At 64.8% G+C, this 22,341-nt stretch carries 23 protein-coding genes; 11 read left to right on the top strand and 12 right to left on the bottom strand.

The features are described from left to right. The first annotated feature begins 366 nt into the window (after nt 1–366). Entirely contained in the window at nt 367–561 is a 195-nt protein-coding gene (locus IVB07_RS05230; protein WP_083926320.1) for a hypothetical protein, read from the top strand. A 327-nt stretch (nt 562–888) separates the two neighbouring features. Here IVB07_RS05230 and IVB07_RS05225 read toward each other — a convergent pair whose 3' ends face one another. From IVB07_RS05225 to IVB07_RS05195, 7 genes are all read right to left on the bottom strand, one after another. Then, complete coding sequence (locus IVB07_RS05225; protein ID WP_247360959.1) at nt 889–1,329, bottom strand: GYD domain-containing protein; 441 nt, start codon at nt 1,327–1,329, stop codon at nt 889–891. A 140-nt stretch (nt 1,330–1,469) separates the two neighbouring features. Then, the gene (gene lpxK, locus IVB07_RS05220) at nt 1,470–2,486 is read right to left on the bottom strand and encodes a tetraacyldisaccharide 4'-kinase (protein ID WP_018453451.1); all 1,017 of its coding nucleotides are present in this window, start codon (nt 2,484–2,486) and stop codon (nt 1,470–1,472) included. After that, nucleotides 2,479–3,825 carry a 3-deoxy-D-manno-octulosonic acid transferase gene (locus IVB07_RS05215; protein ID WP_018453450.1) on the bottom strand — a complete coding sequence of 449 codons (1,347 nt, stop codon included), beginning with the start codon at nt 3,823–3,825 and terminating at the stop codon, nt 2,479–2,481. Before IVB07_RS05215 ends, lpxK begins: the two co-directional genes overlap by 8 nt. Further along, nucleotides 3,788–4,501: a lysophospholipid acyltransferase family protein gene (locus tag IVB07_RS05210; RefSeq protein ID WP_018453449.1), complete on the bottom strand. Its 714-nt coding sequence runs from the start codon at nt 4,499–4,501 to the stop codon at nt 3,788–3,790. The genes IVB07_RS05215 and IVB07_RS05210 overlap by 38 nt, the downstream gene beginning before the upstream one ends. Continuing rightward, the gene (locus tag IVB07_RS05205; RefSeq protein ID WP_007596929.1) at nt 4,498–4,740 is read right to left on the bottom strand and encodes a DUF4170 domain-containing protein; all 243 of its coding nucleotides are present in this window, start codon (nt 4,738–4,740) and stop codon (nt 4,498–4,500) included. Before IVB07_RS05205 ends, IVB07_RS05210 begins: the two co-directional genes overlap by 4 nt. A gap of 60 nt (nt 4,741–4,800) precedes the next feature. Further along, complete coding sequence (locus IVB07_RS05200) at nt 4,801–5,619, bottom strand: 3'(2'),5'-bisphosphate nucleotidase CysQ (protein WP_247360957.1); 819 nt, start codon at nt 5,617–5,619, stop codon at nt 4,801–4,803. Then, a complete protein-coding gene (locus IVB07_RS05195) occupies nt 5,606–7,009 on the bottom strand; it encodes a TldD/PmbA family protein (protein ID WP_018453447.1) in 1,404 nt (467 codons plus the stop codon). The genes IVB07_RS05200 and IVB07_RS05195 overlap by 14 nt, the downstream gene beginning before the upstream one ends. A 264-nt stretch (nt 7,010–7,273) precedes the next feature. On the opposite strand from IVB07_RS05195, the gene IVB07_RS05190 reads away from it, so the two are divergent. After that, the gene (locus IVB07_RS05190) at nt 7,274–7,792 is read left to right on the top strand and encodes a DUF6101 family protein (protein ID WP_018453446.1); all 519 of its coding nucleotides are present in this window, start codon (nt 7,274–7,276) and stop codon (nt 7,790–7,792) included. Here IVB07_RS05190 and ubiA read toward each other — a convergent pair. Both ubiA and IVB07_RS05180 read right to left on the bottom strand, forming a co-directional pair. Beyond that, a complete protein-coding gene (gene ubiA, locus IVB07_RS05185) occupies nt 7,789–8,721 on the bottom strand; it encodes a 4-hydroxybenzoate octaprenyltransferase (RefSeq protein ID WP_247360954.1) in 933 nt (310 codons plus the stop codon). The genes IVB07_RS05190 and ubiA overlap by 4 nt on opposite strands. Beyond that, entirely contained in the window at nt 8,718–9,377 is a 660-nt protein-coding gene (locus IVB07_RS05180) for a hypothetical protein (RefSeq protein WP_085350104.1), read from the bottom strand. The genes ubiA and IVB07_RS05180 overlap by 4 nt, the downstream gene beginning before the upstream one ends. A 209-nt stretch (nt 9,378–9,586) precedes the next feature. Between IVB07_RS05180 and IVB07_RS05175 the strand changes: the two genes are divergently transcribed. After that, nucleotides 9,587–10,339, top strand: coding sequence for a 16S rRNA (uracil(1498)-N(3))-methyltransferase (locus IVB07_RS05175; protein WP_018453443.1), 753 nt, complete (start codon nt 9,587–9,589; stop codon nt 10,337–10,339). A 9-nt stretch (nt 10,340–10,348) separates the two neighbouring features. On the opposite strand, the gene IVB07_RS05170 is transcribed toward IVB07_RS05175, so the two are convergent. Continuing rightward, the gene (locus tag IVB07_RS05170; RefSeq protein WP_240543985.1) at nt 10,349–11,293 is read right to left on the bottom strand and encodes a helix-turn-helix domain-containing protein; all 945 of its coding nucleotides are present in this window, start codon (nt 11,291–11,293) and stop codon (nt 10,349–10,351) included. Nucleotides 11,294–12,027: 734 nt separating this feature from the next. On the opposite strand from IVB07_RS05170, the gene IVB07_RS05165 reads away from it, so the two are divergent. The 5 genes from IVB07_RS05165 to IVB07_RS05145 all read left to right on the top strand — a co-directional run bounded on the left by IVB07_RS05165 (nt 12,028) and on the right by IVB07_RS05145 (nt 17,110). Beyond that, nucleotides 12,028–13,176 (top strand): ATP phosphoribosyltransferase regulatory subunit, encoded by a 1,149-nt coding sequence (locus tag IVB07_RS05165; RefSeq protein WP_247767502.1) that lies wholly within the window; start codon nt 12,028–12,030, stop codon nt 13,174–13,176. Between the two features lie 3 nt (nt 13,177–13,179). Beyond that, nucleotides 13,180–14,157 carry an ATP phosphoribosyltransferase gene (gene hisG, locus IVB07_RS05160; RefSeq protein WP_018453440.1) on the top strand — a complete coding sequence of 326 codons (978 nt, stop codon included), beginning with the start codon at nt 13,180–13,182 and terminating at the stop codon, nt 14,155–14,157. Nucleotides 14,158–14,257: 100 nt separating this feature from the next. Next, nucleotides 14,258–15,319: a glycosyltransferase family 2 protein gene (locus IVB07_RS05155; RefSeq protein ID WP_018453439.1), complete on the top strand. Its 1,062-nt coding sequence runs from the start codon at nt 14,258–14,260 to the stop codon at nt 15,317–15,319. Then, nucleotides 15,316–16,161 carry a ChbG/HpnK family deacetylase gene (locus IVB07_RS05150; RefSeq protein WP_018453438.1) on the top strand — a complete coding sequence of 282 codons (846 nt, stop codon included), beginning with the start codon at nt 15,316–15,318 and terminating at the stop codon, nt 16,159–16,161. The genes IVB07_RS05155 and IVB07_RS05150 overlap by 4 nt, the downstream gene beginning before the upstream one ends. A 136-nt stretch (nt 16,162–16,297) precedes the next feature. Beyond that, a complete protein-coding gene (locus tag IVB07_RS05145; protein ID WP_018453437.1) occupies nt 16,298–17,110 on the top strand; it encodes a DUF2076 domain-containing protein in 813 nt (270 codons plus the stop codon). A 73-nt stretch (nt 17,111–17,183) separates the two neighbouring features. Here IVB07_RS05145 and IVB07_RS05140 read toward each other — a convergent pair whose 3' ends face one another. After that, nucleotides 17,184–17,984, bottom strand: a complete 801-nt coding sequence (locus tag IVB07_RS05140; RefSeq protein ID WP_018453436.1) for a L,D-transpeptidase — start codon at nt 17,982–17,984, stop codon at nt 17,184–17,186. 314 nt (nt 17,985–18,298) lie between these two features. On the opposite strand from IVB07_RS05140, the gene IVB07_RS05135 reads away from it, so the two are divergent. Next, nucleotides 18,299–19,078, top strand: a complete 780-nt coding sequence (locus IVB07_RS05135) for a protein phosphatase CheZ (protein WP_018453435.1) — start codon at nt 18,299–18,301, stop codon at nt 19,076–19,078. Nucleotides 19,079–19,327: 249 nt separating this feature from the next. Here IVB07_RS05135 and IVB07_RS05130 read toward each other — a convergent pair whose 3' ends face one another. After that, entirely contained in the window at nt 19,328–19,849 is a 522-nt protein-coding gene (locus IVB07_RS05130) for a hypothetical protein (protein WP_018453434.1), read from the bottom strand. Nucleotides 19,850–20,162: 313 nt separating this feature from the next. Here IVB07_RS05130 and IVB07_RS05125 point away from each other — a divergent pair, with 313 nt between their 5' ends. Beyond that, the gene (locus IVB07_RS05125) at nt 20,163–20,459 is read left to right on the top strand and encodes a co-chaperone GroES (protein WP_007596954.1); all 297 of its coding nucleotides are present in this window, start codon (nt 20,163–20,165) and stop codon (nt 20,457–20,459) included. A 142-nt stretch (nt 20,460–20,601) separates the two neighbouring features. Next, nucleotides 20,602–22,233, top strand: coding sequence for a chaperonin GroEL (gene groL / locus IVB07_RS05120; protein WP_018453433.1), 1,632 nt, complete (start codon nt 20,602–20,604; stop codon nt 22,231–22,233). The last annotated feature ends 108 nt before the right edge of the window (nt 22,234–22,341 follow it).

Raw genomic sequence — 22,341 nt, 5'->3', positions numbered from 1 at the left:
GAGGCATGTTCGGACGCATCAGAAATGCTGCTCTCACAGCCGAGATGATTTCCGTTATGCCAATCCGCGTTGCATCGAAGAGTGCTTGCACTCCATGGTTAGTTATTTCGCGTTGTGGCTGGATTCTTTGTTGCGATTGGCGCTCTTAGGTTGTTTGACGAAGTCTTGGTGAAACAAAGCGCCGCTATGCTTCATCTTAGGTAACTGGCCCTGCTCTTTTTATCGCACAGACAATCAAGTCAGCCAAGCGGCCACTGAGCTCTGGAATTGGCGCAGTCTGTGAACGGGCTCATATCGAAGAGCCATCTGTCGGGCTACGATCACCTCGAAAATTTGCGGTGGAATATCTGTAATCGAAAATCAACGATGGGGGTGATCATGCCCACCATATTAGACCTGCTCTATCGTGAATATTGCCGCGCCCGCCTCGCTGAAATGCGGAAACAGCTTCTGATCGCAGCTGAACGCTTTGAAGCTCTCGACGCGCATCATCATCCGGATCAGGGTGACGATGAGAGGACGGACGCACAACGCAAGACCGGTCGCCGCGCGCCGAATTGAAGCGGCCCGAGACCGGCGATCTCTCCCCGTAGCAGTGACCAAGCAGTTGGCAACAGTTTGGGAGGCAGCAATGAATACACCCGAGTACTATACCGCCATGGTGGCCTGCGTCTCGTGCCTGACCATTATCGGATTGATGGCCGTTGGGGCGTGGTGAGCATGATTGACTGCTGAACGCCGCGGACGCAGCACGCACCGGACAGCATGGTTCGTCAACGCAGGCTGGAAGGCCTTCGCCTTGCCTCGGTTGCAGACGTGCTTCTTGCTGTGAGGTGAGCGTTGCCGCCGCTTCCTTCGACTGCGGCGGCTTCGCTTTAGATCCGGATGTCAGCTTCCGGGCGGAGTATACGAAGAACGCAGCTTCGCCGCGTTCTGGCGGACCTGCTTGATCTCGTCCTGCGTGAACAGCCGCGTCAGTTTCACGTTCTGCAGGGTGCCCGCCGTGACGGTCAGGCCGGAGATGGCCGGAGCCGCACCCGGATCAGGCACATCGAAAATCACCAACACGCCTGGGCCGTCGGCCGCAACGCTGAACATCGAAATCAGCTTTCCGCCGGCCGCTTCGATGAGTTTTCTTGCCGCCTCCTGACGATCGGTCTTGGGTTCTCCAAAATGGCATTGAGAGCGCGGGGTGTGTATTGTCCGGTGAGGCAAAAATGCATGGCATGTTCTCCTCTGGGTTTTTGGCAATGACTTTCCCTGCCGTTCCGAACTCGTCGTTACGGCCGCTGCATCTGAAATGATGAAGGTACTGCCCGCCGTGGGCATAAACGCCGTCGATGATTTCCGGGAGTTCGGCACGTCCCGGTGACGGCTCTCATGCGAGGCTACATCAACTCCCGAACGTGCGGAAGGAAATTCATCAGTGCGACATGTCGTCCCGATCAGATCTCGCCCACCTTACGAGATCATCGCCTGGAAAACCGCCGCTCGCGCGCCTTGTAGAGATGATCGCTGATCAATTGCCGAAGCGCAACCGGGTCATCGAACTCGAGCTGCACCGCGAAAGGCACGATGTCATCCGGCACGCCTTCACGGCCGTGCAGGCGAGCAAGATCCTTTTCCGTCGTTACCAATGTTTGCTGCTCGCGCCCCGCCTCCGCAGCGATGGCTGCGATCTCCTCGTTCGAGAACATGTGATGATCGGCAAAGGCGCGCGTGCGCGCGAGGTCGATGCCGCGGGCGCGCAACGTACGGAAGAACCGTTCGGGATCGCCGATGCCGGCGAACGCGAACACCGGCTTGCCCAACAGTCTTGCGACCGCCTCGGCGTCGGGTTTCAGCCGCGCGCGCAGTTCCGGCTTGTTGCGCCTGGCTAGCTCGGCCGCGACATCGTCGGCGGCGCGGCCGCCGCCGATCACGACCAGCGCGTCGGTGCGCGCGAGCTGCGCCTTCAGCGGCGCACGCAGCGGACCGGCCGGAAACACCTTGCCATTGCCGAGGCCGCGCTCACTGTCGATCACGATCAGCGAGGTGTCCTTGAGAAGACGCGGGTTCTGGAAACCGTCGTCCATCAGGATCACGGTGGCGCCTTGCGACTTCGCCAGCACGACGCCGTCGAGACGGTCGCGCGCGACCGTGACGGGAACGTCGCGCGCCATCATCAGCGGCTCGTCGCCGACGTCGGACGCGGTGTGACGCATGCGGTCGACCATTACCGGGCCCCTGAGGCTACCGCCATAGCCGCGGCTGAGCACCACCGGCGTCTCGCCGAGCTCGCGCAGGAGCTTCGTCAGCGCCAGCACGGTCGGCGTCTTGCCGGCGCCGCCGACATGGTAGTTGCCGACGCAGATCACGGGGATGCCGGCGTCGACGCCCGCGCGCAGCATCCGCCGTTCGGTGATCGCGCCGTAGAGCGCACCCAGCGGCCCCAATGCGTACGATTCGAGCGAACGTGGCCGGTACCAGAAGGCCGGCTCACGCATTGGCGGCCCCCATCTCGATCCGCAACTGCAGAAGATAAGGCTCGAGCGCGGTCATGGTGCGGTTGAGCGCGCCGCCGAGATCCTCGACCACGCCGGCGCCCGATTGCTGGATCTTGTGACGCACGGCAGGATCGGCGAGCAGCTGGCCGAGCTGCTTGATCAGCAGCTCCTGCGTGTCGGCCTGGCGCGCACCGCCGCTGTGATCGAGCGCCTCGTAGACGTCGGCGAAATTGAAGACGTGCGGACCATGGACGATGGCCGCGCCGAGCTTGATCGCTTCGATCGGATTCTGGCCACCATGGCGGATCAGCGATCCGCCCATGAACACGATGTCCGAGAGGCGATAGAACAGGCCGAGCTCGCCCATGGTGTCGGCGATATAAACGTCGGTGGTCGCCGTCGGCAGCTCGTCGCGCGAGCGCAGAGCCGGCTTCAGGCCGGACGCCGTGATCAGGCCTGTGATCGAGGAGCCGCGATCCGGATGGCGCGGCACGATCACGGTCAGGAGCTGCGGGAAGAAACCGCTGAGGCTGCGATGCGCCGCCACCAGCATCTCCTCCTCGCCCGGATGGGTCGAGGCCGCGACGATGATCGGACGCCCGCGCGTCATCGCCATCAGCCGTTCGAGCTTGGCAGGATCGGCCGGCGGCGCCGGCACGTCGAGCTTGAGATTGCCCGTGGTGACGACGTCCCGGCCGCCGAGCGCCGAGAAGCGCTCGGCATCGGTCTTCGACTGCGCCAGACAAATGTCGAAACGCGACAGCAGCGCCGAGATGGTGCCCTGCATGCGGCGCCAGCGCGGGAAGGAGCGCGGCGACATCCGCCCGTTGATCAGCACCATCGGCACGCGACGCGCAGCGCCTGCCAGGATCAGGTTCGGCCAGAGATCGGATTCGATGAACAGCGCCAGCGACGGCTTCCAATGGTCGAGGAAGCGCGCGACGTAGCGCGGGGAATCATACGGCACGTATTGATGGATGACGTCGGGCGGAAAGCGCTTTGCGACAATAGCAGCCGACGTGACGGTGCCCGAGGTGAGCAGAATGCGCAGGTTCAGATCGCGCAAGCGCTCGATCAGGGCCGCCGCGGCGAGGACCTCGCCGACGCTGGCGCCGTGAATCCAGACCAGCGGACCGTGCGGTCGCACGTCCCGGGACAGGCCCCGCCGTTCGCCGACGCGCGCGGGATCTTCCTTGCCCTGCTTCAGGCGCCGCTTGATCAGCACAGGCGCGAGCGGCACCAGGCCGCGCGCCAGGCGCCGGTACATCCGCAGCGTCAACGGCAGCGAGCCCGGTAGCGATTTAGGCATCTGCAGGTCCCGGCCGGCCGAGTTGCGCATAGGCGCGGCGGGTCGCCTCGTTCAAGGTCTCCTCCAGCTCGAGCCGCAGCGCTTCCATGGTGGCGGCGTCCGCATCCGGCGGAACGTGGATTTCCTTGATGCCGACCAACGCGCCCCGCCCGAACGGCAGGTTGATGGTGGTGCGGTCCCAGTTCTTGAGCCGGACGAAGCGGCTGGTCGCCATCGCAAAAGGCATGATCGGCCGCCCCGATTCCCGTGCCAGCATGATGATGCCGAGCCCAGCCACGCGCGAGCGCTTGGGGACGTCAGCGGTCAGCGCGACATTACAACCGTCCTCGAGCGTCCGCACCATTTCCTTGAAGGCACCGACCCCGCCTTTGCGGTGAAACGCGCCGCCATGGTCGCCGGAGCCGCGGATGGTGCCGATGCCGAGCCGCTCGGCGGCAATCGCGTTGAACTCGCCGTCGCGGTGACGGGAGATCAGGACCCTGGCCTTGTACCAGTCCTTGTTCTTGATGAAGGGGGTGAGGAAATGCTGGCCGTGCCAAAAGGCGAAGATCGCCGGGATCTGCGGTTCGACGCGGTCATAGACGTCAGGCGGATCGAACGTGAATGTGTTCGTCCGCCAGACCAGACGCAGATATTCGGCCGCCAGGATTCCGACGGCACGCTGAACGAAGCTGCTCCTCAGCGTATTGCGAAGCAGCTTTTTCAACGCGCCGGTTCTTGATTCGGGTCGAGCAGCCGGTGGAGATGGACGATGAAATAGCGCATCTGCGCGTTGTCGACCGTGCTCTGCGCCTTGGCGCGCCAGGCGGCGTGCGCGGTCGCATAGTTCGGATAGAGGCCAACGATCTCAACGTCGTCGAGGTTCTTGAAGGTGTTGTGCTCGAGATCGACGAGCTCGCCGCCGACGACGAGGTGGAGCAGTTGTTGCGGGGCACTATCTGGCATCGGTTCTGTTCCTAACGGGCTGCCCGGCAAAGCAGTGTTCGACAAGCACGAGAAAGCGCTTCACGGCAAGGGGCGGTTTCGAAAATGCGAGACAATGTTCGCATGACGATCGCGACCCGCTGCCACCAGCACCCCATGCGTGACTTGCCGGCGGTTATAGAGGATGGGATCTCCGGAGAGATCGCTCATCCTACCATCGGCTTCCTGCACGATCAAATCCGCCGCCGCAAGGTCCCAATCATGACTGTTGCCGCCCGCAAAAGCCGCATCCAGCGCGCCATGAGCGACCCGGCACAGACGCAGCGCGAGCGAACCGATTCGCGGATGCAGCTTGATCTCGCCCAGTGACGGCTTCAGGCGCTCGACCAGGGGCTTCGGACCCGCGACCCGCGAGAAGTCAAGCTCGGATCCCGACGTCGCCCGCACCGGCACCTCGTTGAGGGTCGTGCCCTGGCCGCGGCCGGCGAAAAAGAACTCTTCGCTCGTCGGCGCGAACACCGCGGCCAGCACTGGCGAGGCATCCTCGACCAGCGCCACGCTGACGCACCATTCGTCATGGCCATTGAGATAGTTGCGGGTGCCGTCGATGGGATCGACGATCCAGGTCATCCGCCGCGACAGCCGCACCTCGTCGTCGGCGCTCTCCTCCGACAGCCAGCCATAGTCGGGCGTCGCCGCGCGCAGGCGCGCTTCCAGGAGATCGTTGACGGCAATGTCGGCTTCCGAGACCGGCGAGGACGCGCCCTTGGTCCACTTCTTCAGCTCGGTGCGGAACATCGACTGCGCGAGTGCGCCCGCCTCCCGCACCGTCTCTTGCAGCAGCGCCGCGTCGCGCGTCAGGATGGCTTCACCGGTTGCGTTCGCGTCAACGTCCGCCAAGCGTCAAACCCTCGATGCGCACCGTCGGCGCATTGACGCCGTAGCGGAACTCGAGATTGTTCGCCGGCTGCATCGACCTGAAGATCTCGAACAGATGGCCGGCGATCGTCACCTCGCTCACGGGATAAGTGAGTTCGCCGTTCTCAATCCAGAAGCCGGAGGCGCCGCGGCTGTAATCGCCGGTGACGCCGTTGACGCCCGAGCCGATCAAATCGGTGACGTAGAACCCCTGCTTGATGTCGGAGATCAGCTCGGCCGGCGTCGGCGTGCCGGGTTCAAGATGCAGATTGTACGGGCCGGGTGACGGCGAGGAGGACACGCCGCGGTGGGCATGGCCGGTGGTGGTGAGGCCGAGCTCACGCGCGGTCGCGCAATCGAGCAGCCAGGTCGTCAGCACGCCTTCGTCGATCAGCGCGATCTTCTTCACGGCGACGCCTTCGGCGTCGAACGTCTGCGAGCGCAGGCCGCGTTTGCGCAGCGGATCGTCGATGATGCGGATGTTGTTGGCGAACAGCTGCTGGCCGAGCGTGTCCTTCAGGAAGCTGGTCTTGCGCGCGATCGAAGCGCCATTGATGGCGCCGACGACGTGACCGACCAGCGAGCCCGCGACGCGCGGATCGAACACCACAGGCACCTTGCAGGTCTCGACCTTGCGCGGATTGAAGCGCGCCACGGTGCGCTCGCCCGCGGAACGGCCGACGATCTCCGGTGACAAGAGGTCTACACCATGCGGCGCCGAGGTGAAGTCGTAGTCGCGCTCCATGCCGGTGCCGTCACCGACAATGGCGGTGGCGGAGATGCCCTGGCTGGACCGCAGATAAGAACCGTGGAAGCCGGTGCTGGTGACGAGCACCATGCCGCCCATGCCGGCGGAGGCCGAGGCGCCGCCGGATTTGGTCACGCCCTTCACACCAAGCGCCGCAGCCTCGGCTTCGAGCGCGCGACGCTCGAGTTCCGAGGTCGCGGGCACGTCAGGGTCGAGCAGATCGAGATCGGGGAAGTCGCGCGCGAGCAGTGCCGGATCGGCAAGGCCGACATATTTGTCGTCGGGCGCGACGCGCGCCATCGCAACCGCTCGCTCGGCAAGCTTGGTCACGGCATCGCCGCTGGTATCATTGGTCGAGACCACCGCCTGACGGCGGCCGACCAGCACGCGCAGGCCGACATCGTCGCCCTCGGACCGTTCGGATTCCTCGACGCGGCCGTCGCGGACCTCGACGCCTTGCGAGACGCCACGCACGGCGACTGCATCGGCCGCATCCGCGCCGGCGCGCCTTGCAGCCTCCACCAGCCGCTGCGCGAGATCGGAGAGCGCAGACTGGTCGAACAGGTCGCGGCTGGCTGTGGACGAATCCTTGGGCGAAAGCGTCGAGCTTGGTGAAGGGTTCACAAACGAAATCCTGTTGGGGCGGGCTGCGGGACCGGAACCCACAGATGTGCCCTGATCGCGCGGACTTCAAGCATTTTCAGCCCACCAAAAGCTCAGATTCGCACCTTGCGCGCAACGTCTCGTCAATCATGCGCGCCAAGGTCTTGTCAATCATGCGCGGCGGTGAGGTTGGATTAACCAGCCTTTTTAAGCGGTTTCGGAAAGGCTCGCGCTAAGGTCCTCGCATCGACCGGGAACATAATCCTGGCGGGGAGAACTAAAGCCGTGAGGCGTCAAACAGCAACAAGCGGGATCGCTCCCGCCGGGTCGAGCCGCTCCCTGCGGCTCGACCCCCTTTCCCTTCCGGTCCGCTTCGATGCGCATGATCCGCGCGCCGACGGATATGTACGGCAGATCGAGCTTCATCGCGAACGTGTCGTGCTGCACCGTGCCGTCCGCGGCATGCGGATGGCAATCAATGTTCGCGTCAGCGACTTCACCGGCGTCGCGCTGCGCGGCAACGACGAGGCCCAGACCCTCGTCCTCGTTCATCGCGATCCCTCGCTCTCCATTCCGCTGCTGGTCAGCGCCGACGGCGACGAACTCGTTGAGGCCTGGGCAATCTGGAGCGAGCTGTTCGCACTTCCGCAGCTCGACGAAGGCGCACGCCAGCCCGCGCCGCGCCGTCGCCGCGCCAACCCGATTCGCGACCGCCGTCCGAAATTTCTGATGCGCCGCCGCACCGGTGTCGCACGGGAGTTGTCGGTGCATCGCGATGAGCGCGAGATCATCGCCCGGAGTTAAGCCGTCCGCATCACCGCGTCGGCCAGCAAACCCGCAAACAACAACAGCCCAGCGTCGCGGTTCGAGTAGAACAGGCGCTTGCAGAGATCGCCATCGCTGATATTCAGCCGCCCGATCTGCGAGGCCAGATGCACGGCGAAGGCCCCAAGTCCGAGCCAGGCCGGCCAGCGCGCATCGCCCGACGCCAGCGCCACGCCGATCAGCAGCACCGCGAGGCCGTAGAACAGTATCAGCGCCTGGTGCGTATGCGCACCGAACAGGCGCGCGGTGGACTTGATGCCGATCAGCGCATCGTCCTCGGCGTCCTGATGCGCGTAGATCGTGTCGTAGCCGATCACCCAGGAGATCGCGCCGGCATAGAGCACGAGCGCGGTGACATCGATCCGCCCGAAGGTGACGGCAAATCCCATCAGGGCGCCCCAGGAGAACGCGAGCCCGAGCACGATCTGCGGCCACCAGGTGATGCGCTTCATGAACGGGTAGATCGCGACGATCAGCAGCGAGGCAATGCCGGTCACGATCGCGAAGCGGTTGAAGTGCAGCAACACCACGAGCCCGATCAGCGCCTGCGCGACCATGAACGCCAGCGCCTGCTTCGCGCTCACCTGGCCGGAGGGCAGCGGCCGCGAGCGGGTGCGCTCGACCTTGTCGTCGAGGTCACGGTCGGTGATGTCGTTCCAGGTACAGCCTGCCCCCCGCATGACGAAGGCGCCGATGAAGAACAGGACGATGGTGAGCGGCAGGCCGCGGACGTCATGGGCCATGCCGGCGGCGAGCGCCGCCGACCACCAGCACGGCATCAACAGGAGCCAGGAGCCGATCGGACGATCGAAGCGGGACAAGCGCAGATAAGGCCGCGCCCATTGCGGCGCACGCGTATCGACCCAGTTGCCGGTGGAATCGGCAACTCGGGCTGACGTGTCGCTCATCGCGTCAGGACGTTGCCGTTGAGTGTGTCGAAGGTGCTGCCGCCCTTCTTACCGGCATTGGCCTCGGGCGGCGAGCCCGAACCCAGCACTTCGCTCAGCGACGGACCGGCCGGTCCGCGCGGCTGGTTCTGCATCTGCTGCGCAACATTGCAGACCTTCGCCGCCATGGCCTCGGTGTTCTTGTGGCCGTCCTTCATCTGCGCGCCGACCTGCGCCGGAATCCCGCACTTCGAGGCATTGGCCTCGATGTACTTGATCATCTTGGTCTCAGCCTGGCTGAAGTTGCGGATCAGCTTGCAGGCCTCGTCAGGCGGGGCGTGACGGTCGCTCGCGGCCTTGATCAGCTTGCCGCGTTTTTCGGCATCTTCGCGCAGAGGCATGAACGCCTTCATGCAGTCCTCGCCGGGACCGGCTTGCGTCGGCGGGGCCGCGCTGAAGGCGCCGGCGCCACCGACAGGAGCGGCGCCATTCACGGGGAAGGAGGATTGCGGCGCGCCGCCGACGGAGGCGACGGGCGCCGAGCCATTGACGGGCGGGAAGGCGGAACTGGTTGGGGCTTGGCCCGGCAGCGGCGCGGGGAAGCCCTGCGCATAGGCACCAACGGCGCCCATCGTGACCATGGCGGCAGTGATCGGAACCATCAAATGACGGATCATCAAGGCAGTCTCTCCGGCAGGAGCTTGCGGGGTTCGGCGTCTTCCCAATTGAAGCGCAACCGGCGTGCTCGCGATTTTACGATTCCCGCCGGCCCTTAACAACCCGTTGAATAGGGCGGGAGCGCGGCGCGCCGACGCACCATTTTGGCAAAATTTACCCCGAAAGGACTGCTTTCGGTTAAGAACGGCGGCAAATCGGACCTTTGACGATGCCTTCCCACGATTTCCGCGGCCCCCGCCTGTTCGTCGACGCCCCGCTTGCCCAGGACGGCAGGGTCGAGCTCGACCGCGACCAGAGCAATTATCTCGGCAATGTGCTGCGGCTTGCCGCCGGGGCCGAGGTTTTGGCGTTCAACGGCCGCGACGGCGAGTGGCAGGCCGCCATTGAAGGCCGCAAGCGGCCGGACGGTCTCGTCATCCTCCAGCAGACCCGGCCGCAGGACCGGCTGCCCGACCTCGCCTACATCTTCGCTCCGCTCAAGCATGCCCGGCTCGACTACATGGTGCAGAAGGCCATCGAGATGGGCGCCGCCAGCCTGCAGCCGGTTCTGACCCGATTCACCCAGGCCTCACGCGTCAATACCGAGCGGATGCGCGCCAATGTCGTCGAGGCGGCCGAGCAATGCGGCATTCTCAGCATCGCCACCGTTGCCGAGCCGGTGCCGCTGGAGCGCTTCTTGACCCAGCGCGCCGCTGGCAGGCTGCTGATCTTCTGCGACGAGGCGGCGGAGCTCGAAAACCCCATTCGGAGCTTGCAAGCCGCACGCGCCGGGGAGGGAATCGACGTGCTGATCGGACCCGAAGGCGGCTTTGCCGAGGAAGAGCGGGTCCTGCTGCTGCGGCAGCCGAAAATCCTGCGGCTGGCGCTCGGACCCCGCATCATGCGGGCCGACACCGCCGCGGTGGCCGCGCTGGCGCTGGTGCAGGCGGTGCTGGGCGACTGGGGTGGCGAACGCGGCTAAGGCACGTTGCTATTCGCCTCGTAGCGATCGGTTCAGGGTCTCCGAAGGCAACTCTCCGAAAGCCTCTCTGTAGCTCGCTGCGAATTCGCTGAGATGCCAGAAACCATGCGCAAGCGCGCAGGACTTCACACTCCGGCCTGCTCGGCCGGTGCGCAGTTGCTTGCGTACCGACCAGAGGCGCAAGACCCGGCTATAGCGATGTGGGCTCATGCCGCAGATGGCCCGTGTCGCACTCTGGAGAGTCCGGACCGACACGCCCGCCTGTTCCGCCAGTTCGGTGGTCTTGTGCCAGATCATCAGATCGCGCCGAATCAGTTTTTCCATATCAGCCACGATCCGCCGATAATGCTCGGTGGTGGACGACGCAGGTGCGCTTGCGACACTGGACCAGATCGCCGCATCCATCGTGCTGAGCAGTGACCGTTCGACAATCGTTTGCGAAGCCGGCTCATTCAGGAAGTCCGGGTCATTTGCCGCGGTTTCAAGCGAGATCGAGATCAGACGGCGCAGCGAGGCAAGCACGTCCGGCGCCGGATTCAGCAAATGGCATCCATCGCTCAATTCAGGCAATGGCTCCCGCCCGGATGGACTGAAGTAGACCACCGCCAGCAGACGCCCCTCCGGCTCATGCACCAAGCAATCTGAACCGCCTTTTAGAATGACAACAGAACCGCCGGTCGATTGCCCGTTTATGCGGGCAGAGGTCACGTGATCCATCGGTACCACCACTGCGGCAGCATTGGTGAGCTGATAGCCGCGAATGATCCGGGGGAAGGTTTTCAACAGCGACAGGGTCAGGGTCGGCAAGGTGAGCCGGGCACGCATGATCGCGGTCGTCCCGACAGACAACGGCATGCTCGATGCGCCGGCGTATTTCTCGGTCTCACCGAAATGATCGATGTCATACGATTTGAGCTCGAGCGCCGAGGACGGCTTGAGATCCTGGAACGACATCAAGCGATCCGCCGCTATCTTTTGCATTGCCTCGCGAGCAGGGACTAGACGGCTTTGATCCATGTTCTGCTGCTTACCTGACGTTCTTCGTAGAGACGGCGACTTTAGCGCGGCGCAAACCACCCGGCGCTCTGGCCCCGGCGCGCCGCAGGTCGCGGGGCGTTGAGAATGGCACGAACGATCAGAAGGTCGAGTGGATCTAAGTCGTAGTGCCGGAACATCTCGCTAATCAAAACAGCATATAGGCCAGCGTGTGTCGCGCGACCGTTCCGATAACGTCTGTGCGTTGCCGCATGAATCGGAAACCAACTTTCGCATTGTAAACGAAGGCTCTGCGAACGGACCGTCCGCCCTACCCAAATTGAGCATGCGACCAGTGGACACCCTCAACCGGGCCAAGCAGCTCGCGGATGAGGTTACATGTGAGGCAGCGAGCATTCCGGCCAGGCGGCCATTCCTTCGTGGAAGCGGCCCGGAGAGCTCGCTGGCCGAATGAATGAGGGTGAGGCGTCCAACCTAACTCGATCGGCCGCAGCGCGATTAGGTATTATATTACCTAGCTTGGCGACGACGCCTGAATTGGGCTTCGCATCCTCTGCTGACGGTGCGTCGCTCCGGCGCTGTTAAGCGATTGATCCTTTGGAGGTCGAAACCGCTTCCGGGCCATGCTAAGGCCTGCGGCAATTCGTTCCCTGCTTGCCCTGCCCGGTTCCACCGGGACGATGGACCCCGAGATGACCGCGACTGCCACCTCAAATGCTGCCGGCTCCGCCTGGGCGGACACGCTGCTGCTGTCGTTCGCGCAGGCCGGCTATGTCAGGGCCGAGCCCGCCATCCTGCAGCCGGCCGAACCGTTCCTGGATCTCTCCGGCGAGGACATCCGCAAGAGCCTGTACCTGACCACGGACCTATCCGGCGATGAGCTCTGCCTGCGCCCGGACCTGACCATACCGGTGGCCCGCGATTACCTCAGCTCTGGCCGTGCCGGCCAGCCGGCCGGGTTCAGTTATCTCGGCCCGGTGTTCCGCTACCGCAGCGGCCAGAGCAGCGAATTCCTGCAGGCCGGCATCGAGTCGTTCGGCCGCCAGGACCGCGCCGCGGCCGATGCCGAAATGCTGGCGCTGGCGCTGGAGGCGACCGCCGCCTTCGGCGTTCGCGACGTCGAGATCCGCACCGGCGACGTGGCGCTGTTCAACGCGCTGCTCGACGCGCTCGACCTCTATCCGGTCTGGCGCCGCCGCCTGGTCAAGGATTTCAACCGCAAGATCAGCCTGGAGCAAGATCTCGAGCGGCTGGCAGCCGCGACCACCGCGACCCGCAGCGAATATGAGGGCGTGCTCGCGGCGCTCGCCGGCTCCGACCGCAAGGCAGCGCTCGCTTTCGTAACCGACCTCATGTCGATCGCCGGCACCACCAATGTCGGCGGCCGCACCACCGCCGAGATTGCCGACCGCTTCCTCGAGCAGTCGACGCTGAAGGGCGGCGCGCTGCCGCGCGAGGCCATCGCCGTGCTCAAACGTTTCCTGTCGATATCGGGTAGCCCCGATGACGCCGTGGCCGAGCTGCGCGCGCTCACCAATGATGCGAAGCTCGACCTCAGTGCTGCGATCGACCAGTTCGAAAGCCGGGTCGGCTTCATGGCCGCGCGCGGCATCGATGTGAAGGCGACGCGCTTTTCCACCGCGTTCGGGCGCGGGCTCGACTACTACACCGGCTTCGAATTCGAGCTGCATCACCGCGGCAACGGCGCCGAGCCGCTGGTTGCCGGCGGCCGCTATGACGGATTGATGACCCAGCTTGGATCGGCCGAGCCGATCCCCGCGGTCGGTTTCTCGGTCTGGGTGGATGCGCTGACCCGGATCGGCCGCAAGGTGGGAGCTTAAGTCATGAGCGCGCCATTCGTTCTGGCCGTTCCCTCCAAGGGCCGCCTTCAGGAAAATACCGAGGCCTTCTTCGCCCGCGCCGGGCTGAAGCTGTCGAAGGCGGGCGGCGCCCGCGACTATCGCGGCACGCTCGCTGGCCTCGACAATGTCGAGGTCGCCTATCTCTCGGCGAGCGAAATCGCCTCGCAACTGTCCCGCGGCTCGGCGCATCTCGGCGTCACTGGCGAGGATCTGGTGCGGGAGACCATCGCGGACGCCGACAAGCGCGTCTCCCTGATCGAAGGCCTCGGCTTCGGCTATGCCGACGTCGTCGTCGCGGTGCCGCAGGCGTGGATCGACGTCCGCACCATGGCCGACCTCGACGACGTCACCACCGGCTTCCGCGAGCAGCATCACATGCGGATGCGGGTCGCAACCAAGTTCATCAATCTCACCCGCGCCTTCTTCCAGAGCCAAGGCATCACCGATTACCGCATCGTCGAAAGCACGGGCGCGACCGAAGGCGCACCGGCCGCCGGCAGCGCCGAGTTGATCGTCGATATCACCACGACCGGCGCGACGCTCGCCGCCAACGGATTGCGGGTGCTCGACGACGGCGTGATCCTGCGCAGCCAGGCCAATCTGGTCGCCTCAAGGGACGCCGATTGGTCGCCGCAAGCGCGGGAGACCGCGCGAATCATCCTCGATCACATCGCGGCGCGGGCGCGGGCCAACAAATACCGCGAAGTCCGCACCCGCTTCCGCCAGTGCGACGCGGCCATGCTCACCGAGGCCCATGAGCGCTTCGGCGTCGAAGCCCCGTTCGGCGGACCGACCTCGTCAGGCATGCTCACGCTGCACTGCCCGCCGGGCCAGCTCTATGCACTCGCGAGCTTCCTGCGCGGGCATGGCGCCGAGACCGTCTCGGTGGTTTCGCTGGATTACGTGTTCGACCGGGAGAACCCGCTGTTCGCCAGGCTCGAGGCGTTCCTGCGGCAGTGAGCCCAAAGTTTGTTGAGCAATTCCGTTCAGCGTAGCGACAGCAAACGGCAGCTACCATATGCTGTTGAGATGACCTTGAACGCCTCTGGAACCTTGATCGATGACGCTGGGCTCTGACGTTTCCGGCATGACGACCAACGCGGCAAGCGCCGCCGCGAAGGGGCTGTCGATTGTCGTCCCGCTCTACAACGAAGCCGCGGGCCTCGCCGCCCTACACCAGCGCATCTGCGATCTCGCAAAGACCTTGCGGCAGCGCTATCGCTTGGCTTGCGAGGTCGTCTATGTCGACGACGGTAGCGCGGACGCGACGCTGTCGATCGCCCGCTCGCTGCCGGCCGACGCGGTCGACGTCCAGGTGGTGTCGCTGTCGCGCAATTTCGGCAAGGAGGCCGCGCTGATGGCTGGCCTCGACCATGCCCGGCTCGGCGCGGTGCTGTTCATGGACGGCGACGGCCAGCATCCGCCGTCGCTGGTCGAGCGACTGGTGCGGCACTGGATCGAGGACGGCTACGACGTCGTCTATACCGCCAAGGCGCATCGCGACAACGAGCCCTTCCTGCGGCGGCTCGCCGGGCGCGGCTTCTATGCGCTGATCAATTGGGGCGCGCGCCAGAAGATTCCCGAAGACGCCGGCGACTTCCGCCTGCTGTCGCCGCGCGCGGTCGCAGCACTGAGGCAGCTGCCCGAGCGCAACCGCTTCTTCAAGGGCCTCGCGAGCTGGATCGGCTTCCGCCAGATCCGCGTCGATTACGAGCCCGCGCCGCGCACCCATGGCGTGACGACCTTCAGCGCCGCACGCCTGCTTGGTCTTTCGATCGAAGGCGTCACCTCGTTCTCGGTGGCGCCGCTGCGCTTCGCCAGCCTGCTCGGCGTGATCCTCGCCGGCGGAGCGTTCCTGTTCGGTCTGTCGATCCTCTGGGAGGTCTTGACCACCGGCAAGCAGGTGCCCGGCTATCCCTCACTCGTGATCGGCCTGATGACGATCGGCGGCGTGCAGCTCATCATGATCGGCATCGTCGGCGAATATATCGGCAAGATCCTCTCCGAGCTGAAGGCGCGCCCGATCTACTTCGTCGCCGAGCACAGTGAAAAGCATTTCGAAACCGAGAAGGCCCAGGACGCTTCAAGCCTGGACGCCTCGAAGAGGACGGCGGCCGAATGAGCGCGGCCGCGCCGCTGCGGCGGATCTGGCTCTGCGCCGACGATTACGGCATCAGCCCGGGCGTCAATCGCGCCATCCGCGACCTGATCGAACGCGGCCGTCTCAACGCTACCTCGGTGATGATGGTGGGACCTGCGGTCGAGCGCAGCGAGATCGAAGCGCTCCAGGCGGCAGCGCAAGCGAGCCCACGCTGCGCGATCGGATTGCACGTGACGTTGTCGGCACCGTTCCGGCCGCTCACCATGCATTTCCGTCCGCTCGACGGCGACATGTTTCTCCCGTTTCCGAAGCTGCTGCGCGCGGGTCTTGCGCGAAGGCTCGACCGCGAGTTCTTTCGCAACGAGGTCAAGGCGCAGCTGGCAGCCTTCGCGAAAGCGTTCGGACGCGCGCCTGACTTCGTCGACGGCCATCAGCATGTGCAGCTCTACCCGCAGGTGCGCGACGGCTTTGTCGATGCGGTGAGCGAAGTCGCGCCAAAAGCCTGGGTGCGCCAGGGCGGCCGCGACCTGCCGCTGATGCAGCGGCTGGCCTCACCGAAAGCCATGGTGCTCGACATTCTCAGCGCGCAATTCCGCCGCCGTGCCGTCAGCGCGGGCCTCAGCTTCAATCCCGGCTTCGCCGGCGCCTATGATTTCACGCGGGCGGCCGATTTCGGCGAGCTGATGCGGCAATTTCTCGAAGGCCTGCCGGATGGCGGCCTCGTGATGTGTCATCCCGGCTTCGTCGACGAAATTCTCACCGGGCTCGACCCGATGACGGATGTCCGCGAACGCGAGCACTCCTATCTCGCCGGCGATGCCTTTGCGCGCCTGCTGACGGACAGCGGCGTCACGCTGGGGTAAAACCGGCGAAGTTTGCGAGAAAGCCGCCCCGCGGGGCAGCTTGTCGCATACCGAAATTTAATCCAGCCGGCACTGTTGGGGCCACAATGGAACCCTACATCTGCCTCGCGCTTGTTTTGCGCGAGGGAGACTGACCATGACGCCGCAGGAACGCCAGCTCGTCGACGAGCTTTTCGACCGGCTTTCGAAACTGGAAAATGCACCGCGCGATCCCGACGCGATCGCCGCGATCTCCGACGGCCTGCGCAAGGCGCCCGGCGCCATCTATGCGCTGGTGCAGACCGTGCTGTTGCAGGACGAGGCGCTGAAGCGTGCTCACAACCGCATCCAAGAGCTGGAGGCGGCGCAGGCGCCCGAGCAGGCGCAGTCCGGCGGTTTCCTGGACACCATGCGCGACACGCTATTCGGCGGGGGCCCGTCGCGCGGCTCGGTTCCGAACGTGCCGCCGCGTGACTCGCGGCCGGTATGGAACAGCGGCCAGGCGATGCAGCAGCCCCAGCCGGGCTATGGCCAACCACCGTACGGGCAGGCCTACGGCCAAGGACCGGGTCAGGGCTATGGTGCGCCGCCGATCGGCGGTGGCGGTGGCTCGTTCCTCGGCACGGCGGCGGCCGCCGCGGCCGGCGTCGTCGGCGGCTCGCTGCTGCTCTCCAGCATCCGCGGCATGATGGGCGGATCGCATCAGCAGGCCTTCGGCGACACCAATGCCCTGGGCGATCGCAGCCCCTGGACCGGCAGCGATCAGTCCGGCGGCTCGCTCGCGCGCGATGCCGGCCTCGACGACATCGGCTCGAACCGCGGCGATGCTTCCCGGCAGGGCTTCGCCGACCACGCTTCGAACGACGACCAGAATTACAACGATCAGAACGACAATGACGGCGGCAATGTCGACCTCGCCGACGACGGCGATTTCGGCGGCGGAGATGATGGCGGCAGCGATTACGCCTGACGCTTCTTATCCTTGCTCCAAACGAGAACGGCCGCCGATGAGGCGGCCGTTTTTGGTTCCGAGCGCTATGCGCCTACATCACCACGACCTTGGTGCCGACGTTGACGCGGCCGTAGAGATCGATGACGTCCTCGTTGCGCATGCGAATGCAGCCCGAGGAGACGTTGGTACCGATGGTCCAAGGCTCGTTGGAGCCGTGGATACGGTAGAGCGTCGAGCCGAGATACATCGCGCGCGCACCGAGCGGATTTTCGGGGCCGCCTTCCATATGCCTCGGCAGGTCAGGACGGCGCGCGATCATTTCCGCCGGCGGCGTCCAGGCCGGCCATTCGCGCTTGGCCGTGATCGACTTCACGCCGGACCAGGTGAAGCCGGGGCGGCCGACGCCGATGCCGTAGCGCATCGCGCGGCCGTTGCCCTCGACGAGGTAGAGGAATTTGTTCGGCGTATCGACCACGATCGTGCCGGCGCTTTCGTTGCCGCTATAGTCAACGAGTTGTTTCTCGAATTTCGGATCGAACTGACGCTGCCGCGGGTCGACCGCCTCCTGCTGGAGACCTGCGTCCTGCATCTGCGGTTCGCCCATCGGCGGCAGGCGGCGCTGGTCATAATAACCCGGCTGCTGCTGATACACCGGCTGCTGCGGAGCGTAGGCCGGACCGCGACCGGGCCCGTCACCGAAGATGAACTCGATGAAGCCGCCGCCCATGTTCGAATTGGACGCGACGCGAACCGGCGCAGGCGGCACCTGCGGCTGGTACAGCACCGCGGGCGGATCGTTCGGCACGCTATTGTCGAAGGCGCTGGCGCTGTTGACGCCGGCAAGGAAGGTGCAAGCGCTGCCAAGCAGCGCAACGGACATTTTCTTGAACATCGACGTACTCTGTACTGTTTCGTCTAGATCACATGCGTCGTGGCGAGGTGATGGCTGATCCGCACCCGCGACGTGGTCAATAAAGAGCAAAAGCCGTTTTGTTTGGTAAACGGAAACGCCATTTCGATTCACCACGTCGTCGGCAGCGGCGCAATTTGGCGATCAGCGTTTATTTTCGATGAACGCCGCGCACGCATGGTTAATCGCTCGTTTGCAAGCCGTCGCGCACAGCCGTACGACAGTTCCGGCTGTGAACTTCGTGTTAAATCGCTTCTGCCTACAAAGACGCGTGAGTGAGGTGGGGGGAGTTCTTGATGGCTATTCACCGCAAACGTTTTCGTGTCGAGGAGGCTATTGTCGGCGAGATGCCCAGCCCCGAAATGATTGAGGAGGCTGCGCCGATGCATAGCGAGATCATGGCCGAGTTGCGTGCGATCCGCACGCAGATGGCGAAGGGCACCGCGCCGTTGTCCGGCAGCGCCGCCATGGCGGCGATCGACGCCTCCACCGCCCACGAGCTCTCGGAAGCCCGTACCATGCTCGATACTTACCGAGCGCAGATCGAGCAGTGCGAGAAGCTGAAGGTCGAGCTCGACCTCATCCACGACGCCATCGACCGCACCAAGCGCGAGATCGCGACACTGCATGGCAAGAGCTTCGACGGCGGCGAAATGGCCAAGGTCAATGGCGAGCTCGGCGCGGTCGTCGGCGGTACCGAACAGGCGACCCAGCAGATCCTCGAAGCCGCCGAGTCGATCGACCAGGCGGCCAGCGCGATGGCCAAGGTGCAATCGGCCGATCAGCAGAAGCGGCTCGCCGACGATATCCAGGAACGCGTCATCTCGATCTTCGAAGCCTGCAACTTCCAGGACCTGACTGGTCAGCGCATCAGCAAGGTCATGAGCACGATGAAGTTCATCGAGCAGCACATCAATTCCATGATGGAAATCTGGGGCGGCGTCGACGCGATCAAGTCCCACGTCGTGCCGCAGGTCGACACCCGCAGCGATGACGACAAGCTTCTCAACGGCCCGAAGCTCGCAGGCGACGTCGGCCACGCCTCGCAGGACGACATCGACGCGCTGTTCGACTGAACGGACGCGACGCTCTGAATAACGAAACGCCGGCGCAAGCCGGCGTTTTTTTGTTGTCTATCGTCCCCCGCTGTCATCGTCCGCGCAGGCGGACGATCCAGTATTCCAGAGACGGCAATGATTGAGCCGAGAAGCCGCGGCGTACTGGATGTCCGCCTGCCGCCTACGCTAAAGCTTCGGCGCCCCTGGACCTCAACCCCGGCGAAGCCTTGGCGTAGCCGGGTCGCGGGGCATGACGAAGGATAGAGACTACGCCCTCGGCGCGCAGCGGACGTAGACCATGTTGCCGTAGCGGGTGGCGGCGTCCTTGTCGATGAAGCGGGTGATGAGGACGCGGCCGTCGAAGGAGACGATCTCGCGGTCCTGGTCGCCGGGCGTCGGACCTGCCGGCCCGATATAGTTCTTGCCGCTCGGCGAGCCCTTCAGGCGCAGCTCCTGCGGTGTTGCCTGGTCGGCCAGATGCATGATCACGCCGCCGGAGGAGCCGGCCGTGATCACGTAAGGATTTTTGCATTGGGCCCGGGCGGCAGCCTCGGTGCGGGCGCGGTCGGCCGGGTTCTGGAACGAGGCCAGGCCCCAGCGCCCGACGATCTCGTCGGCGCGGATCGACGCGGGCATTTCCGGACCGGTGCCGGGCTCGGCCTCGGGGGGCGGTGAGGACGAAGAAAAGGACGGCAGGCTCATGCCGCCGCCGCAGGCACCAAGCAGCAGCGCCAGGCAAGAAGCCGCCGCCAGATTGGCGACCGTGCGCGCGTGAGCTGAACTGATCATGGCATTCCCCCGGACAAAACCATGGCCGCACCCCTTACGCAGCCAAGCGCAAAACCGCTGCCGGAGCAATGACGTCCTTTAATACGCCGGCACCCCGAACAAGTTTCCAATGTCACCATCCTATATCCGTCTCACCAATCGCTTAACCACCTTTGCTTGACAGGATCGCGGCCAAGCCATATTCCCGGGCGCACCATTAGCACTCTGAAAGATGGATTGCTAACGCGCGCCGATCGATCCTCGGGAAGGGTGGACGGAAGCGCCGCCCGCCCACTTCCTCTCCTTCCGAAGCGAGCCTCCAAAGGGAAACGTCATGACTAAATCCAAATTTCGTCCGCTGCATGACCGTGTCGTGGTCAAACGTATCGACGCCGAGTCAAAGACCAAGGGCGGCATCATCATTCCGGACACGGCCAAGGAAAAGCCGTCCCAGGGCGAAGTCGTCGCCGTCGGCCCCGGTGGTCGCGACGAGGCCGGCAAGCTGATCCCGATCGACCTCAAGGTCGGCGACCGTGTGCTGTTTGGCAAGTGGTCGGGCACCGAGGTCAAGATCGACAACGATGAGCTCCTGATCATGAAGGAGTCGGACATTATGGGCGTGATGGCCTAAGGCCAGACGCCTGAACGGCCGCTGAATGCATGCCCGGGTCACTCGATCCGGGCATGCATCATTCCGCCGGGTTCGATCGCGGACCCCGGAATGAGGCGACCCAATTAGCAAGACACATCACGAAGAAGAGGAATTGCAGACCATGGCTGCCAAAGACGTCAAGTTTTCCGGAGACGCGCGCGAACGCATGCTGCGCGGCGTCGATATTCTCGCCAACGCCGTCAAGGTGACGCTCGGCCCGAAAGGCCGCAACGTGCTCATCGAGAAGTCGTTCGGCGCGCCCCGCATCACCAAGGACGGCGTCACCGTCGCCAAGGAGATCGAGCTCGAGGACAAGTTCGAGAACATGGGCGCCCAGATGGTGCGTGAGGTCGCCTCCAAGACCAACGACCTCGCCGGCGACGGCACCACCACCGCGACCGTGCTGGCCCAGTCCATCGTCCGCGAAGGCGCCAAGTCGGTTGCCGCCGGCATGAACCCGATGGACCTCAAGCGCGGCATCGACATCGCGGTCGCGGCCGTCGTCAAGGACATCGAGAAGCGCGCCAAGCCGGTCGCCGCCTCCTCCGAGGTCGCCCAGGTCGGCACCATTTCGGCCAACGGCGATGCCGCCATCGGCAAGATGATCGCGCAGGCGATGCAGAAGGTCGGCAACGAGGGCGTCATCACCGTCGAGGAGAACAAGTCACTCGACACCGAGGTGGACATCGTCGAGGGCATGAAGTTCGACCGCGGCTATCTCAGCCCCTACTTCGTCACCAACCCCGAGAAGATGACGGCCGAGCTCGAGGACGCTTACATCCTCCTGCACGAGAAGAAGCTGTCCGGCCTGCAGGCCATGCTGCCCGTGCTGGAAGCCGTGGTGCAGTCGGGCAAGCCGCTCGTCATCATCGCCGAGGACGTCGAGGGCGAGGCGCTGGCCACCCTGGTCGTCAACCGCCTCCGTGGCGGCCTGAAGGTCGCCGCCGTCAAGGCGCCGGGCTTCGGCGACCGCCGCAAGGCCATGCTCGAGGACCTCGCGATCCTCACCGGCGGCCAGCTGATCTCCGAAGACCTCGGCATGAAGCTCGAGAGCGTGACGGTGAAGATGCTTGGGCGCGCGGGCAAGGTTGTGATCGACAAGGAGAACACCACGATCGTCAAGGGCGCCGGCAGGAAGCCGGAGATCGAGGCCCGCGTCGGCCAGATCAAGGCCCAGATCGAGGAAACCACCTCGGATTACGACCGTGAGAAGCTCCAGGAGCGCCTCGCCAAGCTCGCAGGCGGCGTCGCGGTGATCCGCGTCGGCGGTGCCACCGAGATCGAGGTCAAGGAGAAGAAGGACCGCGTCGAGGATGCGCTCAACGCCACTCGCGCCGCGGTGCAGGAAGGCATCGTCCCCGGCGGCGGCGTCGCGCTGCTCCGCGCCAAGAAGGCGGTCGGCCGTCTGACCAACGCCAATGCCGACGTCCAGGCCGGCATCAACATCGTGCTGAAGGCACTGGAAGCCCCGATCCGCCAAATCTCCGAGAACGCGGGCGTGGAAGGCTCGATCGTCGTCGGCAAGATCCTGGAGAACAAGTCCGAGACCTTCGGCTTCGACGCCCAGACCGAGGAGTATGTCGACATGGTCGAGAAGGGCATCATCGACCCCGCCAAGGTGGTGCGTACCGCGCTCCAGGACGCCGCATCGATCGCCGGTCTGCTGGTGACCACCGAGGCCATGGTCGCGGAGTCGCCGAAGAAGGAAGCCGCCTCCGGCATGCCGGCCGGTGGCGGTATGGGCGGCTTCTAAGGCCGAACCTCGCCTGACAGTGCTGCGAAGGCCGCCTCCGGGCGGCCTTCTTTTTGCCGATCATGGCCCGTGCTTTCCAATTCAACCGGCGGCCAAAACCCACTACGG

This window comes from Bradyrhizobium sp. 172 (assembly GCF_023101065.1).
Classification (GTDB): Bacteria; Pseudomonadota; Alphaproteobacteria; order Rhizobiales; family Xanthobacteraceae; genus Bradyrhizobium; species Bradyrhizobium canariense_D.
This window is presented reverse-complemented; position numbering and strand designations above follow the sequence as displayed.